The organism is Pseudomonas sp. GW821-FHT02A08, from assembly GCF_059422045.1.
In genome coordinates this window covers 22533-42532 of sequence record NZ_JBWKWD010000020.1, presented here as the reverse complement: position 1 = coordinate 42532, position 20000 = coordinate 22533, and the positions used below count along the sequence as shown (strand labels likewise).

Here is a 20000-nt window from a genome sequence, read left to right as displayed (position 1 = left end):
TGATTGCTAGAAACTCATCCTATGAGCGACTATCGATACAATCAAAAAATTGTCATGGATACATCTCGACATGCCTCGATCCCGCTACAAAACACTGGTGGATGCCTTTGCCGCGGACATCCGTTGCGGGCGTTTGCCGCCTGGAACGCGTCTGCCGACTCACCGGCAACTGGCCACGGAGCACGGTCTGGCGCTGGTCACCGCCAGCCGGGTGTATGCCGAGTTGGAGGGCATGGGCCTGGTCAGCGGCGAAACCGGACGCGGGACCTTTGTCAGGGAAACCTCGCTGCCGCCGGGGCAGGGCATCTCGCAGCACGTGGTGGCGGCGGGGATGATCGACCTGAATTTCAACTACCCGTCATTGCCCGGTCAGGCCGACCTGTTGCGCACGGCCTTGCGTCAACTGGCGCTGTCCGGTGACCTGGAGTCCCTCCTGCGCTATCAGCCCCACGCGGGGCGCCTGCACGAGCGGGCCTCGGTCGCGCGCCATCTGCTTGACCGCGGGCTGAGCGTGCCGGCCGAACAGGTGTTGATCGTCAGCGGTGCCCAGCATGGCCTGGCGGTGGCGATGATGACGCTGCTCAAGCCCGGTGATGTGATTGCCGCCGATGCGCTGACCTATCCCGGTTTCAAGACCCTGGCCGAAACTTTGCACCTGGAAGTCTTGCCGATTCCGGTCACCGATACCGGGCCTGATCTGCCTGCCCTGGAAAAACTCTGCCGCAGCCGTTCGGTACGTGCCGTCTACTCGATGCCGACCTTGCATAACCCGCTGGGTTGGGTGATGAACCTCGATCAGCGCGGGCAGTTGGTGGCGATTGCGCGTCGGCATGACCTGATGATCGTCGAGGACGCCGCCTACGCGTTCCTGGCCGAAAACGTACCGCCACCGTTGGCCGAGCTGGCGCCGGAGAGGACGGTGTACGTGTCCGGCCTGTCGAAGAATGTCGCCACCGGGTTGCGTGTCGGTTTTATCGCCGCGCCCGCGCAATGGGTCGCCGCCTTCGAACGCACCATCATGGCGACCACCTGGAACACCCCGGGCGTGATGACTGCCATCGCCACCGCCTGGCTCGACGACGGCACTGTCAGCCTACTGGAGGAGCAAAAGCGCGCGGACGCCCGGGCTCGGCAAGCCTTGGCCCGCGAGGTGCTGGCAGGGCTCAGGACCATCAGTCACCCGAATTCCTACTTCATCTGGTTGCCGTTGGCGGAAGACGCCCGTGCCGACCGGATCGCCATGGCGTTGATGCGCGAACAGGTGTCGGTGTCGCCGGCCGAGCCCTTCGCGATTTCGGCCCATGTGCCGCATGCGATACGCCTGGCGCTGGGTTCGGTGGACATGGATTCACTGCGGATAGCCCTGGGCAAGGTTAAAAACGTCGTTGGCTATTACTCGTAGCGGTGCAGGGCAGTTTTCTTCAATACGCGAGCCGTTCGGCTCTTTACCTTGAGGGCCTTGTTCAATTCGATGGAAGAAGGTGTGCAATGAGTCTGATGATGTCCATGGCAGCGTTTGCGCTGGTCGCTTCCATCACGCCGGGGCCGGTCAATATTGTGGCGTTGAGCTCCGGCGCACGCTTTGGTTTGCGGGCCAGCCAGCGTCACGTGGCCGGGGCCACCCTGGGGTTTGTCTTGTTGTTGGTGTTGATGGGGTTGGGCCTGCATGAGTTGTTGCAACAGTGGCCGGCGCTGACCCGGGTGGTGCAATGGGCGGGGGTGGCCTTTGTGTTGTACATGGCCTTCAAGCTGGCGGCCGACAATGGGCAGGTGCAGGCCAGTGAGTCGGCCCAGGCGCCGTCGATGCTGTATGGCGCCGTCATGCAATGGCTCAACCCCAAGGCCTGGCTGGCCTGCGTGGCCGGCATGGGCGCGTTTGTCGCCGATGGCGAGGCGCGCCTGGTCTGGCAGTTCGCCGCGATTTATCTGGTGATTTGCTATGTGTCAGTCGGTTGCTGGGCCTATGCCGGGACGTTTTTGCGCGGTTTTCTGAACAACGCGGCGGGTATGCGCCTGTTCAATCGCGCCATGGCGTTGTTGCTGGTGGTGAGTGCCGCGTACCTGTTGTTGCCTTGACGGCAATCTCCACGGCTTCACCCCCGATACTGCCCCGGCGTCGCCGCCAGATGCTGTTTGAATGCCCGTTGAAAATGCGCCTGATCGGCAAACCCCGCCTCCAGTGCCACGTCCGCGATCAGCTTGCCGCTGCGCAATTGATCCTGGGCGAACTGGATGCGCCGGTTCACCAGGAACGCGTGGGGCGTCATGCCGTAATGCTGTTTGAAGGCGCGGATCAGGTAGGACGGCGACAATTGCGCCGCCTCGCAAATGTCTTCGAGCCTGAGGGTTTGCGTACAGTGGTCACGGATGTAGTCGGCCGCGCGCTCCAGCTTGAAGTTGGGCTCGCGCAGCGGCGGGTTGGCGGGGTTGAGTCTTAGCTGAACCTCGGTAAAGAACTCCACGGCCACGCTGTGTTTGCGCAGCACGTCCTGTTGCGGATCGACCAGCACTTCATACAAGCCCGTGAGGCCGGCAAACAGCTGGGCGTCCCGGGTGTGGGTCAGGGAAAAGCGGCGAAACGCCGCGTCATCGCTGAAGCCGAGCTGATGCTGCAAATCGGTCAGCCACGGCGTATCGACATACAGCATCAGGTACGACCAGGGTTGGTCTTCGATCGGGTTGCAGGCGTGGACGTCGCCGGGGTTCATCAGTACGACCGTGCCGGCGCTGACCTCGAATGCCGACTGCTCATGCAGATAAGTGCTGCGCCCGGCGGTGATCGCCCCGATGGAAAAGTGCTCGTGGGCGTGCCGGGTGTAGCAGACTTCGCGCCCGTCGGCGATGGAGCGGGCTTCGATGAAGGGCAGGGTATCATCGCGCCAGAAGCGCGGGGCCTTGTCGGCGTTCTTGGCAACGGCGTGCTTCATGCTCACTCCTCGGCAGGTCAGCGCCCGAGTGTATTAGCTCTCGCCGTCAAAGGCTCGTTGCAGCGTGGCGATATCGAGTTTTTTCATCTGCATCATCGCCTGCATGGCCCGTTGGGATTTCTTCGTGTCGGGGTCCTTGATCATGTCCATCATCGCGACGGGGACGATCTGCCACGACAGTCCGAACTTGTCCTTGAGCCAACCGCATTGCTGGGCCTCGGGCGCGCCACCGGCCGACAGGTTGCCCCAGTAATGATCGACCTCTTCCTGGCTCAGGCAATTGACCTGAAACGAAACCGCTTCACTGAACTTGAACAGCGGTCCGCCGTTGAGCCCAGTGAAGCTCTGCCCGTCGAGCTCGAAGCTGACGGTCATGACCGAACCCTCGGGCCGCCCGTGGAACTCGAATCCGGCGTGGCCGTAATGGGTGATGGCAGTGATTTTCGAGTGGTCGAAGATCGAGCAATAGTACTTCGCCGCCTCTTCGGCCTGATCGTCGAACCAAAGGCAAGGCGTGAGTTTTTGTACGCGTAGCATGGTGCCAGCTCCTCTGCAGGTAACGCATGTTCCGGACTTTCAGCGTAGTCAGCCTCTGGTCGTCTGGCCGTACCGTAGATCGACAAATTTGCCCCAGTGTTGCGTAAACGTAGTCAAACGGACTGTCTGTGTGGTGAGGCCGAGGCGCTGGCGCGCGATTCCATGGCCGCCCTTAGAGGCGCCTTTTCATGACCGGTGGTCGATGCGCCACGGCCTGCCGGCAAAATTGCGCTTAGCTGAAGGGATAGCCCGAGGCGCGCGCAGGTTCTACAAGGCCGCAGCGACGCCCCTTCAGATCACCCTGAGTCTGAGGAACCGCGCCATGCTGACCCTGAACATCAATGGCCAGGATCAGGAGCTGGATGTCCCCGCCGACATGCCGCTGCTCTGGGTCTTGCGCGATGTCGCCCACCTCACCGGCACCAAGTTCGGCTGTGGCATCGCCCAATGCGGAGCCTGCACCGTGCACGTAGATGGCGCACCGCTGCGCTCGTGCATCACACCGGCCACCGCCGTGGCCCATGGGCAAAAGATTCTCACCATCGAAGGCCTTAGCGTGGACGGTTCGCACCCGGTCCAGCAGGCATGGGCAGAACTCGACGTGGTCCAGTGTGGTTACTGCCAGTCCGGGCAGATCATGTCGGCAGCGGCGTTGCTGGCGAAAATTGCGAAACCGACCGACAGCGACATCGATCAGGCACTGTCGGGCAATATCTGCCGATGCGGCACTTACCCGCGGATCCGCGCGGCAGTCAAGCGCGCCGCCGAGCTGGGATGAGGCGGCCATGAACAGCATCAACACGTTATCGCGCCGTGGTTTTCTCAAGGGCAGTGCCGTGCTGGGGGGCGGGCTGGTGGTGGCATTTGCCATGCCCGGTGCCCACCGTTTCGCCATGGGCGCGCAGAACCAGGGCAATGTGTTTGCACCCAACGCCTTCCTGCGCATTGGCAACGACAACAGCGTCACCGTATTGCTCGGCCACTCGGAAATGGGCCAGGGCATCTGGACCGGCCTGACCATGCTGATCGCCGAAGAACTGGACGCCGACTGGACGAAGATCCGCGTCGAGCATTCCCCGGCGTCGGCCGCCGATTACGGCCTGCCTGGCTTTGGCGGGATGCAGATCACCGGCGGCTCGACCTCGACCTGGATGGAGTTCGACCGTTATCGCCAGGCCGGCGCGGCGGCGCGCTTGATGTTGATCGAGGCGGCGGCCAAGCGTTTCAATGTCGCTCCATCCGAAATTCATACAGAATCCGGCGTAGTCATTGCCGGTGAGCATCGCGCAACTTATGGCGAGTTGGCCGATGACGCCGGGCAGTTGCCACGGCCGGACCCGGCGTCGATCAAACTCAAGGACGCCAAAGACTGGCGGCTGATCGGCAAACCCACCAAGCGTCTGGACACGCCGGAGAAAATCACTGGGCGGGCGAAATTCGGCATGGACGTGCAGTTCGACGGGTTGATGACTGCGATGGTCGCCCGTTCGCCCACCTTCGGCGGTAGCGTCAAATCCTTTGAAGGCGCCGAGGCGCTGGCGATTCCCGGCGTGCACAAAGTGGTGCAAGTGCCGACAGGCATCGCGGTGATTGCCGATCACTTTTGGGCGGCGAAGCTGGGGCGCGATGCACTGAAAATCGAGTGGAACCCGGGGCCGAACGCCGGGCTCAATAGCCGGGCGCTGCTGGAGAACTTCCGCAAACTCGCTGCCACCCCCGGCCTGAACGCCGGTCAGGCGGGGGATACCCAGGCTGCGCTGGCGAAAGCGGCGAAGAAAATCGACGTTGAATACAGCGTGCCTTATCTGGCCCACGCGCCGATGGAGCCGCTGAACTGCACGGTGAGCATCACCCAGGACAAATGCGAAATCTGGACCGGCACCCAGTTCCAGACCCTGGACCAGATGGTCGCCGGGAAAATCACCGGGCTCAAGCCGGAACAAGTGGTGATCCATACCGAGTTTCTCGGTGGCGGTTTCGGGCGTCGGGCCAATCCGACGTCGGATTTCGTCAGCGAAGCGGTGTATGTCGCCAAGGCCGCCGGTGCACCGGTGAAAACCGTGTGGGCGCGGGAAGACGACATCCGCGGCGGCTATTACCGCTCGGCGTTCCTGCACCATGCGCGTATCGGGCTGGGCGCGGACGGCCTGCCACTGGCCTGGAAGCATGTGATGGTCGGACAGTCGATCATGGCCGGGACCTCGCTCGAAGCGAGCATGGTCAAGGACGGGATCGACAAGACCTCCGTCGAAGGCGTGGCCGACAGCCCATATTTCGAAGGACTGGCCAATCACCAGATCGAACTGCACTCACCGAAAACCGGCATCAGCGTGTTGTGGCTGCGTTCGGTGGGGCACACCCACACTGCGTTTGTCATGGAGTCGCTGATCGATGAACTGGCCACGGCGGCCGGCAAGGATCCGGTGGAATATCGGCGCACCTTGCTCAAGGACCATCCGCGCCACCTCGGTGTGCTGAACCTCGCGGTGGAGAAGGCCAACTGGACCGCGCCACTGCCGGATGGCCACGCCCTGGGAGTGGCGGTGCATGAGTCATTCGGCAGCTACGTGGCCCAAGTGGCCGAGGTGTCCCAGGACAACCTCGCCATCCGCGTGCACCGGGTGGTGTGCGCGGTGGACTGCGGCATTGCGGTCAACCCCCAGAGCATCGCCGCGCAGATGGAGTCGTGCATTACCTTTGGCCTCAGCTTCGCCCTGCACAGCAAGCTGACACTCAAGGACGGGCAGGTGGTGCAGTCCAACTATCACGACTATCAGGTGCTGCGGCTTAACGAAATGCCGGTGGTCGAAGTGCATATCGTGCCCAGCAGCGACAAGCCCGGTGGTATCGGCGAAGCCGGCGTGCCACCCATGGCGCCGGCGGTGGCCAACGCGGTGTTTGCCCTGACCGGGCAGCGCCTGCGGGAGCTGCCCTTGCAGCTGTCGGGGGTGTGAGATGAAACGACATCACTGGTTGCTTGGGGCTGTGATCCTGGTCTGTCTCATAGCCTACGCCTCCCACGTGTTCGCCGATGACCGCGAGGCCTTGCAGGCGTTCGACACCGTGCAGAAGGTCTTCCAGAGCCCCCGTTGCCAGAACTGCCACATTCCCGGGGATTCGCCGCTGCAATTCGATTCCGGCGTGCCCCACGCCATGAGTGTCGTGCGGGGCATGGACGGCAAGGGCTCGGCGGGGCTGCCCTGTGCAACCTGCCATGCGCAAAACAATCCGCCGGCCAGTTACGGTCCCCACGCGCCACCCGGGGCGCCGCACTGGAGTTTGCCACCGGCCGCGCACCGCATGGCCTGGATCGGCCTGCCAGCGGACAAGTTGTGCGCGATGATCAAGGATCGCTCCAGCAACGGCGATCGGGATTTCGCCGCGCTGATCAAGCACGTCAGCGACGACAAGCTGGTGCTGTGGGGCTGGAGCCCTGGCGGCAATCGCGCGCCGGTGCCGGTGCCCCACGATATCTTCGTCGCCCGGTTCAAAACCTGGGCCGATGCAGGAGGACCGTGCCCGGTGGCGGGTAGCTGACCAGCGGCACGCTTGCAGGGAGTCAATGCGGGTACGGGCGACTCTAACGTACATACCTGCCAAGGAGTGAACGATGTTGATCTCAGGCAAAACGGGCAAATCGGGCCGATCAGCCAACCCGTTGCTCACGCCACAGCAAGAGCGCGAACGGCTGCGCGAGCTGGCTCGCCAGGCCGAACGAGAACTGGCAGGTGTGCAGATGGCGAGCATGGACGAGCTGACGCTGCTGTCCAACCGGCACGGCTTCACCGAACTGGCCCGGCTCGGGCTGGAGGCTTGCCGGGAGCTGGAGACGTCGGCAACGCTGCTGTACTTCAGCCTCGATGAATTCAAACGCATCTGCTATCTGTATGGCCGGGTCAAAGGTGACGATGCGCTCAAGACGTTCGCCGATGTCCTGCGGATCGGCTTTCGTGAAAACGATGTGGTCGGCCGACTCGAAGGCGATCGGTTCGTGGCGATGCTGACCGGTTCCAGCGCCGTGGAGATTGAGGCGATCAAGGCCCGGCTCAATGAGATACTCGATGAACGCAACGCCACGGCGCATCGCAGTTACGACATTCGGTTCAGTGTGACCCAGGTCGAATATGACCCCGTTGTTCATGACTCAATCGAGGAGCTGTTGGAGGAGGCCGAGGGGGTGATGAGCCGCTAGGGCCGTGTTGTGTTGGTGAGCCTCTTCGCGAGCAGTCCGAATGGTCCTGAGTTTCTCGCTGCTTGCTTCATGGACGCGTGAACACTCTTTGGCCTATCAGGACAGTTTATTGGCTCCTAAAGACGGTTTAACTGTCATTTATGACAGTGGTTGTTATTTCCCCATTACCTCAAAGTGATTTGTCACCAGATAAGAATCTGACATTTCAGAGGATGGGAACATGACTGCACAAGCTAAAAAAACACCAAAAAAGGCGGGTGAGCTGGATGAGAGCTTTGCCGAAATGGGTTTGATCAATATTCCAGGCGGGAGCCATGGCTCGACTCGATGTGTTGTTGAAAGCAGCCAGGGGAAACTTGTTTACGTCGTCTATCAGGGTCGTTTTTGTTGGTTGCGTCGAGCAATGGCTGATGGCTCACCCGATCCTGAGTTCGGTCAACAGGATGGCGTCACCCAATGGCAATTTGAAGCAGGCACAGACGCCAGACCCACACAACTATTGGCTCAAGCCGATGGCAAGCTCCTGTTGATTGGCTCAACGGGCAGTGACCCATTCATGAGGCGTGTCGCTGTAACGCGATTCAATGAAAACGGCACCCCGGATTTGATCTTCGGCACGAAGATTCTCCCGTTTCCGGTTGATCCCGTACCCCCGGAGCATGCCTTGACCACTCCAGCTCCGGTGGGATGCATCAGCGCTGATGGTCAACTTCTGCTGGCTTCCGGTTATTTGTTGAGTTCCTTTGACAACTCATATCGATTGGAGGTGGGATTGCTGCATCGATTTGATGCGTCTGGCGAGCCTGACCGGGATTTTGGAACACGCGAAGTGCGATTCAACGGCGAAAATTCGAAGATCCAGAGTGTCGATGTTTTGCCTGACAATCGCATTGTTGTATTCGGAAGCCTTGACCGTGTGGATCAAGGCCAGTCAAACCCAAGGTCTGCGTTAGCTTGCTATACATCGAATGGCGAGCTGGATAGAGAGTTTGCGACGCAGGGGTATTGGGAAGCAGGAGATCTCGGTTATTTTGGCCAAATGCAGGTGCATGAAGACAAAATGATATTTTCATCGAGCAGAACGATCGGTGATATGGTTTACCTTGCAGTGAACCGCCTGCTGGCTGATGGCTCCGTAGATTTGTCGTTTAACAGTGGGGAAGCGGTATTGATCAATCTGGATGTGCCTTCCGTTGTTCCCATGTCCATTGCTGTGCAGTCAGACAGGAAAATCGTGGTTGCCGGTTACACCTTTGATGGTGTTCAGCAAACGTTGTTCTGGCTGCGTGTTGGCGACGCGGGGGCGCTCGATCCGGGTTTCGCAGATCAAGGGATGTCCAGATATGCCGACGGCTATTTGAGTGACGGCATTGTTCAGCGTGAAAGTGGCCGAATCATCTTTGCCGCCGATCTGGGGCCGTACATTGGAGAGAAGCACCCTAAAGTCATAGGGGTTCAAAGTTGATGTTGATCGCATGGTTTCTGGTAAAAAAAAACCCGCCTCAATAGGCGGGTTTTTTAGCTGACCGAAAATTACTCTTCGATGCTGCCCATGGCCGTGGTGTTGAAGCCACCGTCCACGTACATGATTTCACCGCTGATGCCGGACGCCAGGTCCGAGCACAGGAAGGCGCCGGCGTTGCCGACTTCTTCGATGGTGACGTTGCGACGCAACGGGGTTTGCGCTTCGTTGGCGGCCAGCATCTTGCGGAAGTTCTTGATGCCGGAAGCGGCGAGGGTGCGGATCGGGCCTGCCGATACGCAGTTGACGCGAGTACCTTCCGGGCCCAGGGAGCCGGCCAGGTAACGTACGCCGGCTTCCAGGGAAGCCTTGGCCATGCCCATGACGTTGTAGTTCGGCATGGTGCGCTCGGCGCCCAGGTACGACAGGGTCAGCAGGCTGCCGTTGCGGCCTTTCATCATTTCGCGGCCAGCCTTGGCCAGGGCCACGAAGCTGTAGGCGCTGATGTCGTGGGAGATGCGGAAACCTTCACGGGTGGTGGCTTCGGTGAAGTCGCCGTCCAGTTGGTCGCCCGGGGCGAAGCCGACGGAGTGCACGATGCAGTCCAGGCCGTCCCACTTCTTGCTCAGCGCTTCGAAGACCTTGGCGATTTCTTCATCGCTGGCCACGTCGCACGGGAAGCACAGCTCAGGGCTCGAACCCCAGCCTTGTGCGAACTCTTCGACACGACCCTTGAGTTTGTCGTTCTGATAAGTGAAGGCAAGCTCAGCGCCCTCGCGATGCATGGCGGCAGCGATGCCGGATGCGATGGACAGCTTGCTGGCGACACCGACGATCAGTACGCGCTTACCGGCGAGAAAACCCATGTGTTGCTCCTCTTTCAGGTTATTGCGCAGTGGCCGGAGCCAAAAAAGCGGCTTCCAGCAACTGCTGTGTATACGGATGTTGGGGGGCGGCAAAAATGCTTTGCGCGTCTCCCTGTTCGACCACTTGGCCATGCTTGACCACCATCAACTGGTGGCTCAGCGCTTTCACCACAGCCAGGTCATGGCTGATAAACAGATACGTCAGGTTGTACTTGCTTTGCAGTGAACGTAAAAGCTCCACTACCTGGCGTTGTACCGTGCGGTCGAGGGCCGAAGTCGGCTCGTCCAGCAAAATCAACGCCGGTTTTAACACCAATGCCCGGGCAATGGCGATTCTCTGCCGTTGCCCGCCGGAAAATTCGTGGGGGTAGCGGTGCCGGGTTTCCGGATCCAGACCTACCTCCTTGAGTGCCGCAATGATCGCTTGTTCCTGTTCCGCCGCAGTGCCCATCTTGTGGATCCGCAAGCCTTCGCCAACGATGTCGTTCACGCACATCCGCGGGCTCAGGCTGCCATACGGGTCCTGAAACACCACTTGCATCTCCCGCCGCAGCGGCCGTACCTGTTGCTGCGTCAGGCAGTCTAGCTGCCGGCCTTCAAAACGAATGGCGCCTTTGCTGGCGATCAACCGCAAAATCGCCAGGCCCAGGGTCGATTTGCCGGAACCGCTTTCTCCCACGATCCCCAGGGTCTGGCCCTGAGGCAGGCTGAAATTGATGCCGTCGACCGCCTTGACGTAATCCACCGTGCGCTTGAGCAGGCCTTTCTTGATCGGAAACCAGACTTTCAGGTCCTCGACCGCCAGCAGGGGCGGGCCGATCACGTTGCTTGCAGGCCTGCCGCCGGGCTCCGCTGCCAGCAGTTCCCGAGTGTACGGATGCTGCGGCGCGCGGAACAGTTCTTCGCACGATGCCTGTTCGACGATGCAACCTTGCTGCATGACACATACGCGATGCGCAATTCTTCGCACAAGGTTCAAATCATGGCTGATCAGCAGCAGCGCCATGCCCAGGCGGGCCTGCAATTGCTTGAGCAACTCGAGGATTTTCAGCTGGACGGTCACGTCCAGCGCGGTGGTCGGTTCGTCGGCGATCAGCAGTTCCGGTTCGTTGGCCAGGGCCATGGCGATCATCACCCGCTGGCGCTGGCCGCCGGACAATTCGTGGGGCAGGGCCTTGAGGCGCTTGTGCGGCTCGGGGATGCCGACCATCTCCAGCAGCTCCAGGGTGCGCTTGGTCGCGACCTTGCCGGTCAGGCCCTTGTGGATCCCCAGCACTTCGTTGATCTGCTTTTCAATCGAGTGCAGCGGGTTGAGCGAGGTCATCGGTTCCTGGAAGATCATCGCAATCCGGTTGCCGCGAATGTGGCGGATGGTTTTTTCTTTCAGGTCCAGCAGGTTCTGCCCGGAATATTCGATGGTGCCGGATGGATGCCGGGCGAGCGGGTAGGGCAGCAGGCGAAGGATCGAGTGGGCGGTTACCGATTTGCCGGATCCGCTCTCGCCGACCAGGGCCAGGGTTTCGCCGCGCTTGATATCGAAGCTGACGCCTTCGACTGCCCGCTGGCAGCGATTGCCAACAACGAAATCGACGGACAGGTCGCGCACTTCGATCAGATTGTGCTGATTCATTTCACTTCCTCGGGTCGAAGGCATCGCGAGCGGACTCGCCGATGAACACCAGCAGACTCAACATCAAGGCCAGCACGGCAAAGGCGCTGATGCCCAGCCACGGCGCCTGCAGGTTGGATTTGCCCTGGGCCACCAGTTCGCCCAGGGACGGGCTGCCCGCCGGTAAACCGAAACCGAGGAAGTCCAGGGCGGTCAATGTGCCGATGGCGCCGGTGAGGATGAATGGCATGAAGGTCATGGTCGAGACCATTGCGTTGGGCAGGATATGGCGGAACATGATGGCGCCGTTCTGCATGCCCAGGGCGCGGGCGGCGCGCACGTATTCCAGGTTGCGCCCGCGCAGGAATTCGGCGCGCACTACGTCCACCAGGCTCATCCACGAGAACAACAGCATGATCCCCAGCAACCACCAGAAATTGGGCTGCACGAAACTGGCGAGGATGATCAGCAGGTACAGCACCGGCAGCCCGGACCAGATCTCCAGGAAGCGCTGCCCGGCCAGATCCACCCAACCTCCGTAGAAACCCTGCAAGGCCCCGGCGATCACGCCGATGATCGAGCTGAGCACGGTCAGGGTCAGGGCGAACAGCACCGAAATGCGGAAACCGTAGATCACCCGGGCCAGCACATCACGGCCCTGGTCGTCGGTGCCCAGCAGGTTATCCGTCGATGGCGGGGCCGGGGCCGGGACTTTCAGGTCGTAGTTGATGCTCTGGTAGCTGTAGGGAATCGGCGCCCACAGCACCCAGGCGTCCTTGGCCTTGAGCAGTTCGCGGATGTACGGGCTCTTGTAGTTCGCCTCCAGCGGAAATTCGCCGCCGAAGGTGGTTTCCGGGTAGCGCTTGAGCGCTGGGAAGTACCAGTTGTTGTCGTAGTGCACCACCAGCGGCTTGTCGTTGGCGATCAGCTCGGCGCCCAGGCTTGCGCCGAACAGGATCAGGAACAGCCACAGCGACCACCAGCCACGCTTGTTGGTCTTGAACAGTTCGAAGCGACGGCGATTGAGAGGGGACAGGTTCATCTCAATGCTCCCGGCTTTCGAAGTCGATGCGCGGATCGACAAAGGTGTAGGTCAGGTCACCAATGAGTTTCACCACCAGCCCCAGCAGGGTGAAGATGAACAGCGTGCCGAACACCACCGGGTAATCGCGGTTGATCGCCGCTTCGAAACTCATCAGGCCGAGGCCGTCGAGAGAGAAGATCACCTCCACCAGCAACGAGCCGGTGAAGAATATGCCGATGAGGGCCGAGGGGAAACCGGCGATCACCAGCAACATGGCGTTGCGGAACACATGGCCGTACAGCACGCGGTGGTTGGTCAGGCCCTTGGCCCTCGCGGTGATCACGTACTGCTTGTTGATCTCGTCGAGGAAGCTGTTCTTTGTCAGCAGGGTCATGGTCGCGAAGTTGCCGATCACCAGCGCGGTCACCGGCAGCGCCAGGTGCCAGAAGTAGTCGAGGATCTTGCCGCCCATGCTCAGTTCATCGAAGTTGTTCGAGGTCAGCCCGCGCAAGGGGAACCAGTCCAGGTAACTGCCACCGGCGAACACCACGATCAGCAGGATGGCGAACAGGAACGCCGGGATCGCGTAGCCGACGATGATCGCCGAACTGGTCCAGACGTCGAAGTGGCTGCCGTGCCGCTTGGCCTTGGCGATCCCCAGCGGGATCGACACCAGGTACATGATCAGCGTGCTCCACAACCCGAGGGAGATCGACACCGGCATCTTTTCCTTGATCAGGTCAATGACCTTGGCGTCGCGGAAGAAGCTGTCGCCGAAATCCAGGGACGCATAGTTCTTGACCATGATCCACAAGCGTTCCGGCGCCGATTTGTCGAAGCCGTACATGTGCTCGATTTCCTTGATCAGCGCCGGGTCCAGGCCCTGGGCGCCGCGATAGGCCGACCCTGCCACCGAGACTTCGGCACCGCCGCCGGCGATCCGGCTGGTGGCGCCTTCGAAGCCTTCGAGCTTGGCGATCATCTGCTCCACCGGCCCGCCCGGGGCGGCCTGGATGATCACGAAGTTGATCAGCAGGATGCCGAACAGGGTTGGAATGATCAGCAACAGTCGCCGAAAAATGTACGCCAGCATCTGATTACTCCGTGCCCGCAGGAGCGGCCTGCAGTATGGTTTCGACTTCTATCGCCGGCTTGATGTCGGGCTTGACCCACCAGGTGGCCGTGCCGATGTCGTACTTGGGCGAGACCTTGGGATGACCGATGTGGTTCCAGTACGCCACGCGCCAGGTCTTGATGTGCCAGTTGGGTATTACGTAATAGCCCCATTGCAGCACTCGGTCCAGTGCACGGGCGTGGGCCACCAGGCTGTTGCGCGAATCGGCGTTGATCAGTTGCTCGACCAGTTGATCGACCACCGGATCCTTCAGGCCCATGGAATTGCGGCTGCCGGGTTTGTCGGCGGCGTCCGACATCCAGAATTCCCGCTGTTCGTTACCCGGCGAGTTGGACTGCGGGAAGCTGCCGACGATCATGTCGAAGTCCCTGGAGCGCACGCGGTTGATGTACTGCGAGACGTCGACCCGGCGAATCACCAGGTCGATGCCCAGGTCGCTCAGGTTGCGCTTGAACGGCAGCAGCACCCGTTCGAATTCGGTCTGGGCCAACAGGAACTCGATCACCACCGGCTTGCCGGTGGCGTCGACCATCTTGTCATCGACGATGCGCCAGCCGGCCTCCTGCAGCAGTTGATAGGCTTGCCGTTGCTGGGCGCGGATCATGCCGCTGCCGTCGGTGGTCGGGTTCTGGAAGGCTTCGCTGAATACCTGCGGCGGCAGCTTGGCGCGGAACGGTTCGAGGATCGCCACCTGATCGGCGTCAGGCAGGCCGGTGGCGGCCATTTCCGAGTTCTCGAAGTAACTGCGGGTACGCGCGTAGGCGCCGTTGAACAGTTGCTTGTTGGTCCATTCGAAATCCAGCAGCAGCGACAAGGCCTGGCGCACACGCACATCCTGGAACACCGGGCGGCGCATATTGAACACGAAGCCTTGCATGCCGGTGGGATTGCCGTTGGGAATCTGTTCCTTGACCAGTCGACCTTCGGTGACCGCCGCAATGTTGTAGGCGTTGGCCCAGTTCTTCGCGGTCATTTCCAGCCAGTAGTCGAACTGTCCGGCCTTGAGCGCTTCCAGGGCGACGGTGTTGTCGCGGTAGTAATCTGTGGTCATCACGTCGAAGTTATAGAAACCGCGATTGGCCGGCAGGTCCTTGCCCCAGTAGTCCTTGACCCGCTCATAACGCACCGAGCGTCCGGCCTTGACTTCGCTGACCTTGTACGGGCCACTGCCCAGCGGGATTTCCAGGTTGCCCTTGTTGAAGTCGCGGTCGACCCACCAATGCTTGGGCAGCACCGGCAACTGGCCGAGGATCAGCGGCAGTTCGCGGTTGTTGGTGTGCTTGAACTTGAACAGGACGGTCAGCGGGTCTTCGGCGATCACTTCGGCCACGTCACTGTAGTAGCCGCGATACATCGGTGCACCGTCCTTGGTCAGCATCTGGAAGCTGAACACCACGTCCTCGGCGCGTACGGGATGGCCGTCATGGAAACGTGCTTCGGGGCGCAGGTAGAAGCGCACCCAGGCGTTATCCGGGGCTTTCTCGATCAGCCGGGCGATCAAACCGTACTCGGTGAACGGCTCGTCCAGGCCCTGTTTGGCCAGGGTGTCGTAGATCATGCCGATATCGTCCGCCGGCACACCTTTGCTGATGAAGGGGTTGAGGCTGTCGAAGCCGCCGAAACCGGCCTGACGGAAAATCCCGCCCTTGGGGGCTTCGGGATTCACATAGTCGAAGTGTTTGAAGTCGGCCGGGTATTTCGGCGGTTCGTTGTACAGGGTCACGGCATGTTGCGGGGCGGCGCAGGCCAGCCCGGCGAACAGCAGACCGCTGGCCTGCAGGAGCAGGGCATGGATGGGTTTCATTGATCTTTCTCCGAAGATTTCAGCCACCACGCGTTCAGGCCCAGGGTATAGGGCGGCGTGGTGACGAAGGCGAGCCGGTTGCGGTACGCCAGACGGTGATAATTGAGGTACCAGTTGGGAACGATGAAGTGCTGCCACAGCAGCACGCGGTCGAGGGCCTTGCCGGCGGCGACCTGTTCATCGCGGGTCTGGGCGGCCAGCAACTGTTCGAGCAAATGGTCGACCACCGGATTGGCAATGCCGGCGTAGTTCTTGCTGCCCTTGACCCCGGCCTGGCTGGAGTGAAAGTACTGCCATTGTTCCAGGCCCGGGCTGAGCGTCTGGTTGAGGGTCATCAGAATCATGTCGAAATCGAACTGGTCGAGGCGTTGCTTGTATTGCGCGCGATCGACCGTACGCAGCCGCGCGTCGATGCCGATGCTGGCCAGGTTCTCGACGTAAGGCTGGAGGATGCGTTCCAGGTTCGGATTGACCAGCAGCAGTTCCAGGCGCAACGGCTGCCCGGTGGCGTTTTGCAAGCGCTGGCCATTGAGCTTCCAGCCGGCCTCGGCAAGCAGGCCGAGAGCTTTGCGCAGGGTCTCCCGGGGAATGCCACGGCCATCGGTCTGCGGCAGGCTGAACGGCTCGGTAAAGAGTCTGGCCGGCAGTTGCTCGCGATAGGGCTTGAGCAACAGCCATTCATGCCCGACCGGCAAACCGCTGGCCGAGAACTCGCTGTTGGGGTAGTAGCTCATGGCACGTTGGTAGGCGCCGCCGAACAGTGTGCGGTTGGTCCATTCAAAGTTGAACATCAGCCCCAGCGCTTCACGGACCCTGGCGTCCGAGAATGTCGGACGGCGGCTGTTCATGAACAGGCCCTGGGTCTGGGTCGGGATCTGGTGGGGGATCTGTGCCTTGATCACGTCACCACGGCGTATGGCGGGGAAGTTGTAGCCGGTGTCCCAGTTTTTCGCCTGATGCTCGATATAGATGTCGAACTCACCGGCCTTGAACGCTTCGAACGCCACGTCGCTGTCGCGGTAGAACTCGACTTCCATGCGATCGAAGTTGTACTTGCCGCGATTGACCGGCAGGTCCTTGCCCCAGTAATCCTTGACCCTTTCGAAGACAATCTGCCGCCCTGGCGTGGCCGAGGCGATGCGATACGGTCCGCTGCCCAGCGGCGGCTCGAAAGTGGTGGCCTTGAAGTCGTGCCCTTCCCAGTAGTGCTGCGCCAGCACCGGCATTTCACCCAGGCGCAGGATCAGCAACGGATTGCCGGCACGCTTGAACACGAAGCGGATGCGCCGCGGGTTGAGGATGTCGACCCGCGACACTTCCTGAAGGCTGGTGCGGTACAGCGGATGGCCTTCCTTGAGCAGCACGCGATAGGAGAACGCCACGTCGTAGGCGGTGATCGGCGTGCCGTCATGAAAGCGTGCTTCGGGACGCAGGTTGAATACCACCCAACTGCGGTTCTCGTTGTACTCCACCGACTGGGCGATCAGGCCATAGCTGGAAGCGGGCTCGTCACCCGACGGCGCGTATTGCCCGGTGCCGACCATCAGCGGTTCGTTGAGTTCATTGATGCCGTATTGCAGGAAGCTCGGCGTGATGACCGGGCTGGTGCCCTTGAAGGTGTAGGGGTTGAGCGTATCGAAGGTACCAAACGCCATGACCCGCAACGTACCGCCCTTGGGCGCTTGCGGGTTGACCCAGTCGAAGTGGGTAAATCGGGCCGGGTACTTGAGCGTGCCGAACTGCGCATAACCATGGCTTTCGCTGATCGTCGCGCTTGCGGTGCAGCTCAAGGCCAGGCTGATCAGGAAAAGGAGGGGACGCTTCAAATAGGGGATCCGGTCCGGGCGGCTTGGGCTTTGTGCTCCGTACAGTAACAGCTTGTATGGGCAGGAAAAAGACGGCGGTTAATGCTTGGTTAATTGTATGGGTAGATGCCTTGTAGCAGCTGGCGAAGCCTGCGTCCGGCTGCGAAGCAGTCGTAGATTCAGGCAAGGCGGTGAATCAGGATGACCTTGCACTCAGGATTCACGACTGCTTCGCAGCCGGACGCAGGCTTCGCCAGCTGCTACAGGGCCGGTGCAGGGTGTCCGGACAAAACAAGCCCCTCGATTGAGGGGCTGTTTTTTTAGTGCGGATTGGCCACCGTCAACATCTGGCCGGGCTTGAGCGCCTGGCCGACTCGCGGGTTCCAGCGCTTGAGGTGCTGCATCTCTACGTTGAAGCGCTTGGCCACGATGTACAGCGAGTCGCCTTGCTGGACCTTGTACTTGGTCTGCTGCTTCTTGGTATTGGCTGCAATCACGGTATTGACGCGCCCGGAGCTACGCTTGCTGGTGTCCTGCATGACCAGGGTCTGGCCGGGCTTGAGGTTCTTGCCGGTCAACTTGTTCCAGCGTTGCAGGTCCTTCACATCGACGTTGTTGGCCTTGGCGATGGAGCCGAGGTTGTCACCCCGCTTGACCCGGTAGGAGCGCTTGACGCTGGCGACCCGGGTGTCGTCGGCACCTTCGAAGACCGGCTTGAGCGATTTCTTGCTGATCAGTTCTTCAGGACGCATGGTCTGCAGGCTGCTGGTCAGCAGTTGCGCCTTGGAGGTCGGGACCAGCAGATGCTGCGGGCCGTCGATGGTGGTGCGTTGCTTGAAAGCCGGGTTGAGCTGGAACAGTTCGTCTTCGTCGATGTTGGCGACTTCGGCAACCTTGGACAGGTCCATGCGCTGGTTGATTTCGACGACCTTGAAGTAAGGTTCGTTGGCGATCGGGTTGAGGTTCACGCCATAGGCTTCCGGCGCCATCACCACCTGCGACAGTGCCAGCAACTTCGGCACGTAGGCCTGGGTTTCGGAGGGCAGCGGCAGGTTCCAGTAGTCGGTCGGCAGGCCGAGGCGTTCGTTGCGCTCGATGGCCCGGCTGACGGTACCTTCGCCGGCGTTGTAGGCCGCCAGGGCCAGCATCCAGTCGCCGTTGAACATGTCGTGCAGGCGGGTCAGGTAATCCAGCGCGGCGGTGGTCGACGCGGTGATGTCGCGACGGCCATCATAGAAACGGGTTTGTCGCAGGTTGAAGTAACGCCCGGTGGAGGGGATGAATTGCCAAAGACCCACCGCGTCGGCCCGGGAATAGGCCATCGGGTTGTAGGCACTTTCAATCACTGGCAGCAGGGCCAGCTCCAGCGGCATGTTGCGCTCTTCAAGGCGTTCGACGATGTAGTGAATGTAGAGACTGCCACGTTCGCCGGCGTTTTCGAGGAAAGACGGATTGCTGGCGAACCACAGGCGCTGCTGCTCGATGCGCGGGTTGACGCCCAGCCCGTCCTGCAGCTGGAAGCCCTGGCGCATGCGCTCCCAGACGTCCTGGGGGATTTGCGGGCTGGGTTTTTCGCTGAGCCAGATCGGCTTCTGCTTGGCGCGCGCGGCGATGTTCGGCGTGTGCGCCGCATCGGTCTGCGGCGCATGGCTGGAACAGCCCGCCAGGGTGGCGGACACAGCCACCGCTATGGCTTGAGCCAGGCGGGTCAATGCGTCGGAACTGATGGCTTTGCGAATAGGTGACGACATTGGCTGGAAGTAAGTTCCGGGCAAAAATGTCGGGCGATTCTAGAAAGCGCACCCTGCGCGGTCAACCTTTCAGAATTGTTGCAATCTTGAGAGGCCCCTTTAGAACCTGTCTTTCCACGCTCGAAGCGCAGCAAAAACCATATCGGGCGCCGAGTTATCGGTGCCGGTCCGTTCGTCCGCTTTTTCTTTAACGGATGTTTCGCCGGAGCGCAAGAACGGGTTTGTGAGCTTTTCCAGCGCCAGTGTCGAGGGTAGCGTCATGATCCCGGATTCCCGTTGGCGGGCGACTTTGGCCAGGCGCTCGGCGGTGTCCGGGTTGTTTGGTTCGACGGCCGCGGCAAACTTCAGGTTGCCGAGGGTGTATTCGTGGGTGCAGTACACCAGCGTGTCATCCGGCAACCCGGCAAGGCGTGTCAGCGAGCTGTACATTTGCTGTGGCGTGCCTTCGAACAAGCGTCCGCAGCCGGCGGCAAACAGTGTGTCGCCGCAGAACAGCAGGCCGTGATGGTAATAGGCGATGTGCCCCAGGGTGTGGCCCGGCACCGCGAGGACGTCGAAGTCCCAGCCGAGCACGCTGACCTTGTCATTGTCCCTGAGCGCAACGTCCCGCCCCGGGATCGTTTCGCTGGCCGGACCATAGACTTTCGCGTCCGTCGCTTTTTTCAGCTGTTCGACGCCGCCGACGTGGTCATGATGGTGATGAGTGATCAAAATATCACTCAGTACCCAGCCCGGATTGGCACCGAGCCAGGCCGTCACGGGGGCTGCATCACCCGGGTCGACGACCGCGCAGCGCTTGCTGCCGTGGTCTTGTAACAACCAGATGTAGTTGTCGGTGAAGGCGGGCAGGGCAGTGATCTGTATCATCGTCGGATTCGCCAAGCGGAA

Annotated in this window: 17 protein-coding genes; 7 read left to right on the top strand and 10 right to left on the bottom strand. The window is 61.0% G+C overall.

From position 1 onward, the window contains the following. The first annotated feature begins 70 nt into the window (after positions 1-70). Both AC07W4_RS15685 and AC07W4_RS15680 read left to right on the top strand, forming a co-directional pair. Positions 71-1402: an aminotransferase-like domain-containing protein gene (locus AC07W4_RS15685; RefSeq protein WP_495033019.1), complete on the top strand. Its 1332-nt coding sequence runs from the start codon at positions 71-73 to the stop codon at positions 1400-1402. An 86-nt stretch (positions 1403-1488) separates the two neighbouring features. Next, on the top strand, positions 1489-2076 hold the full coding sequence (locus tag AC07W4_RS15680; RefSeq protein WP_495033018.1) for a LysE family translocator: 588 nt from the start codon (positions 1489-1491) through the stop codon (positions 2074-2076). A gap of 17 nt (positions 2077-2093) precedes the next feature. Here the strand turns inward: AC07W4_RS15680 and AC07W4_RS15675 are convergent, their stop codons facing one another. Both AC07W4_RS15675 and AC07W4_RS15670 read right to left on the bottom strand, forming a co-directional pair. Beyond that, complete coding sequence (locus tag AC07W4_RS15675; protein ID WP_495033017.1) at positions 2094-2927, bottom strand: AraC family ligand binding domain-containing protein; 834 nt, start codon at positions 2925-2927, stop codon at positions 2094-2096. A gap of 33 nt (positions 2928-2960) precedes the next feature. Further along, a complete protein-coding gene (locus AC07W4_RS15670) occupies positions 2961-3464 on the bottom strand; it encodes a VOC family protein (protein WP_008051850.1) in 504 nt (167 codons plus the stop codon). A 322-nt stretch (positions 3465-3786) separates the two neighbouring features. Between AC07W4_RS15670 and AC07W4_RS15665 the strand changes: the two genes are divergently transcribed. From AC07W4_RS15665 to AC07W4_RS15645, 5 genes are all read left to right on the top strand, one after another. After that, on the top strand, positions 3787-4242 hold the full coding sequence (locus tag AC07W4_RS15665) for a (2Fe-2S)-binding protein (protein WP_495033016.1): 456 nt from the start codon (positions 3787-3789) through the stop codon (positions 4240-4242). A 7-nt stretch (positions 4243-4249) separates the two neighbouring features. Continuing rightward, positions 4250-6418: a xanthine dehydrogenase family protein molybdopterin-binding subunit gene (locus tag AC07W4_RS15660; protein ID WP_495033015.1), complete on the top strand. Its 2169-nt coding sequence runs from the start codon at positions 4250-4252 to the stop codon at positions 6416-6418. Between the two features lies 1 nt (position 6419). Next, positions 6420-7001: a hypothetical protein gene (locus tag AC07W4_RS15655; protein ID WP_495033014.1), complete on the top strand. Its 582-nt coding sequence runs from the start codon at positions 6420-6422 to the stop codon at positions 6999-7001. Between the two features lie 73 nt (positions 7002-7074). After that, on the top strand, positions 7075-7656 hold the full coding sequence (locus AC07W4_RS15650) for a GGDEF domain-containing protein (RefSeq protein ID WP_495033013.1): 582 nt from the start codon (positions 7075-7077) through the stop codon (positions 7654-7656). Positions 7657-7876: 220 nt separating this feature from the next. After that, the gene (locus AC07W4_RS15645) at positions 7877-9121 is read left to right on the top strand and encodes a hypothetical protein (RefSeq protein ID WP_495033012.1); all 1245 of its coding nucleotides are present in this window, start codon (positions 7877-7879) and stop codon (positions 9119-9121) included. Between the two features lie 68 nt (positions 9122-9189). Here the strand turns inward: AC07W4_RS15645 and fabI are convergent, their stop codons facing one another. The 8 genes from fabI to gloB form a co-directional block, all read right to left on the bottom strand. Next, a complete protein-coding gene (fabI, locus tag AC07W4_RS15640) occupies positions 9190-9984 on the bottom strand; it encodes an enoyl-ACP reductase FabI (RefSeq protein ID WP_495033011.1) in 795 nt (264 codons plus the stop codon). A 19-nt stretch (positions 9985-10003) separates the two neighbouring features. Next, positions 10004-11614: an ABC transporter ATP-binding protein gene (locus AC07W4_RS15635; RefSeq protein WP_495033010.1), complete on the bottom strand. Its 1611-nt coding sequence runs from the start codon at positions 11612-11614 to the stop codon at positions 10004-10006. Position 11615: 1 nt separating this feature from the next. Continuing rightward, on the bottom strand, positions 11616-12635 hold the full coding sequence (locus AC07W4_RS15630; RefSeq protein ID WP_008051868.1) for an ABC transporter permease: 1020 nt from the start codon (positions 12633-12635) through the stop codon (positions 11616-11618). Between the two features lies 1 nt (position 12636). Continuing rightward, positions 12637-13710 carry a microcin C ABC transporter permease YejB gene (locus AC07W4_RS15625; protein ID WP_008051869.1) on the bottom strand — a complete coding sequence of 358 codons (1074 nt, stop codon included), beginning with the start codon at positions 13708-13710 and terminating at the stop codon, positions 12637-12639. 4 nt (positions 13711-13714) lie between these two features. Continuing rightward, positions 13715-15556, bottom strand: coding sequence for an extracellular solute-binding protein (locus tag AC07W4_RS15620; RefSeq protein ID WP_008051870.1), 1842 nt, complete (start codon positions 15554-15556; stop codon positions 13715-13717). Continuing rightward, positions 15553-17382, bottom strand: a complete 1830-nt coding sequence (locus AC07W4_RS15615; RefSeq protein WP_495033009.1) for an extracellular solute-binding protein — start codon at positions 17380-17382, stop codon at positions 15553-15555. Before AC07W4_RS15615 ends, AC07W4_RS15620 begins: the two co-directional genes overlap by 4 nt. Before the next feature lie 299 nt (positions 17383-17681). After that, positions 17682-19112, bottom strand: coding sequence for a transglycosylase SLT domain-containing protein (locus AC07W4_RS15610; RefSeq protein ID WP_495033008.1), 1431 nt, complete (start codon positions 19110-19112; stop codon positions 17682-17684). 99 nt (positions 19113-19211) lie between these two features. Further along, the gene (gloB, locus tag AC07W4_RS15605; protein WP_495033070.1) at positions 19212-19979 is read right to left on the bottom strand and encodes a hydroxyacylglutathione hydrolase; all 768 of its coding nucleotides are present in this window, start codon (positions 19977-19979) and stop codon (positions 19212-19214) included. Between the last annotated feature and the right edge of the window lie 21 nt (positions 19980-20000).

Excerpts from the sequence above, each read along its gene's own strand:
- fabI (WP_495033011.1), bottom strand. The coding sequence starts at position 9,984 with ATGGGTTTTCTCGCCGGTAAGCGCGTACTGATCGTCGGTGTCGCCAGC.
- AC07W4_RS15670 (WP_008051850.1), bottom strand. The coding sequence starts at position 3,464 with ATGCTACGCGTACAAAAACTCACGCCTTGCCTTTGGTTCGACGATCAG.
- AC07W4_RS15610 (WP_495033008.1), bottom strand. The coding sequence starts at position 19,112 with ATGTCGTCACCTATTCGCAAAGCCATCAGTTCCGACGCATTGACCCGC.
- AC07W4_RS15650 (WP_495033013.1), top strand. The coding sequence starts at position 7,075 with ATGTTGATCTCAGGCAAAACGGGCAAATCGGGCCGATCAGCCAACCCG.
- AC07W4_RS15675 (WP_495033017.1), bottom strand. The coding sequence starts at position 2,927 with ATGAAGCACGCCGTTGCCAAGAACGCCGACAAGGCCCCGCGCTTCTGG.
- AC07W4_RS15635 (WP_495033010.1), bottom strand. The coding sequence starts at position 11,614 with ATGAATCAGCACAATCTGATCGAAGTGCGCGACCTGTCCGTCGATTTC.
- AC07W4_RS15665 (WP_495033016.1), top strand. The coding sequence starts at position 3,787 with ATGCTGACCCTGAACATCAATGGCCAGGATCAGGAGCTGGATGTCCCC.
- AC07W4_RS15630 (WP_008051868.1), bottom strand. The coding sequence starts at position 12,635 with ATGAACCTGTCCCCTCTCAATCGCCGTCGCTTCGAACTGTTCAAGACC.
- AC07W4_RS15645 (WP_495033012.1), top strand. The coding sequence starts at position 7,877 with ATGACTGCACAAGCTAAAAAAACACCAAAAAAGGCGGGTGAGCTGGAT.
- AC07W4_RS15685 (WP_495033019.1), top strand. The coding sequence starts at position 71 with ATGCCTCGATCCCGCTACAAAACACTGGTGGATGCCTTTGCCGCGGAC.
- AC07W4_RS15620 (WP_008051870.1), bottom strand. The coding sequence starts at position 15,556 with ATGAAACCCATCCATGCCCTGCTCCTGCAGGCCAGCGGTCTGCTGTTC.
- AC07W4_RS15625 (WP_008051869.1), bottom strand. The coding sequence starts at position 13,710 with ATGCTGGCGTACATTTTTCGGCGACTGTTGCTGATCATTCCAACCCTG.
- AC07W4_RS15660 (WP_495033015.1), top strand. The coding sequence starts at position 4,250 with ATGAACAGCATCAACACGTTATCGCGCCGTGGTTTTCTCAAGGGCAGT.
- AC07W4_RS15655 (WP_495033014.1), top strand. The coding sequence starts at position 6,420 with ATGAAACGACATCACTGGTTGCTTGGGGCTGTGATCCTGGTCTGTCTC.
- gloB (WP_495033070.1), bottom strand. The coding sequence starts at position 19,979 with ATGATACAGATCACTGCCCTGCCCGCCTTCACCGACAACTACATCTGG.
- AC07W4_RS15680 (WP_495033018.1), top strand. The coding sequence starts at position 1,489 with ATGAGTCTGATGATGTCCATGGCAGCGTTTGCGCTGGTCGCTTCCATC.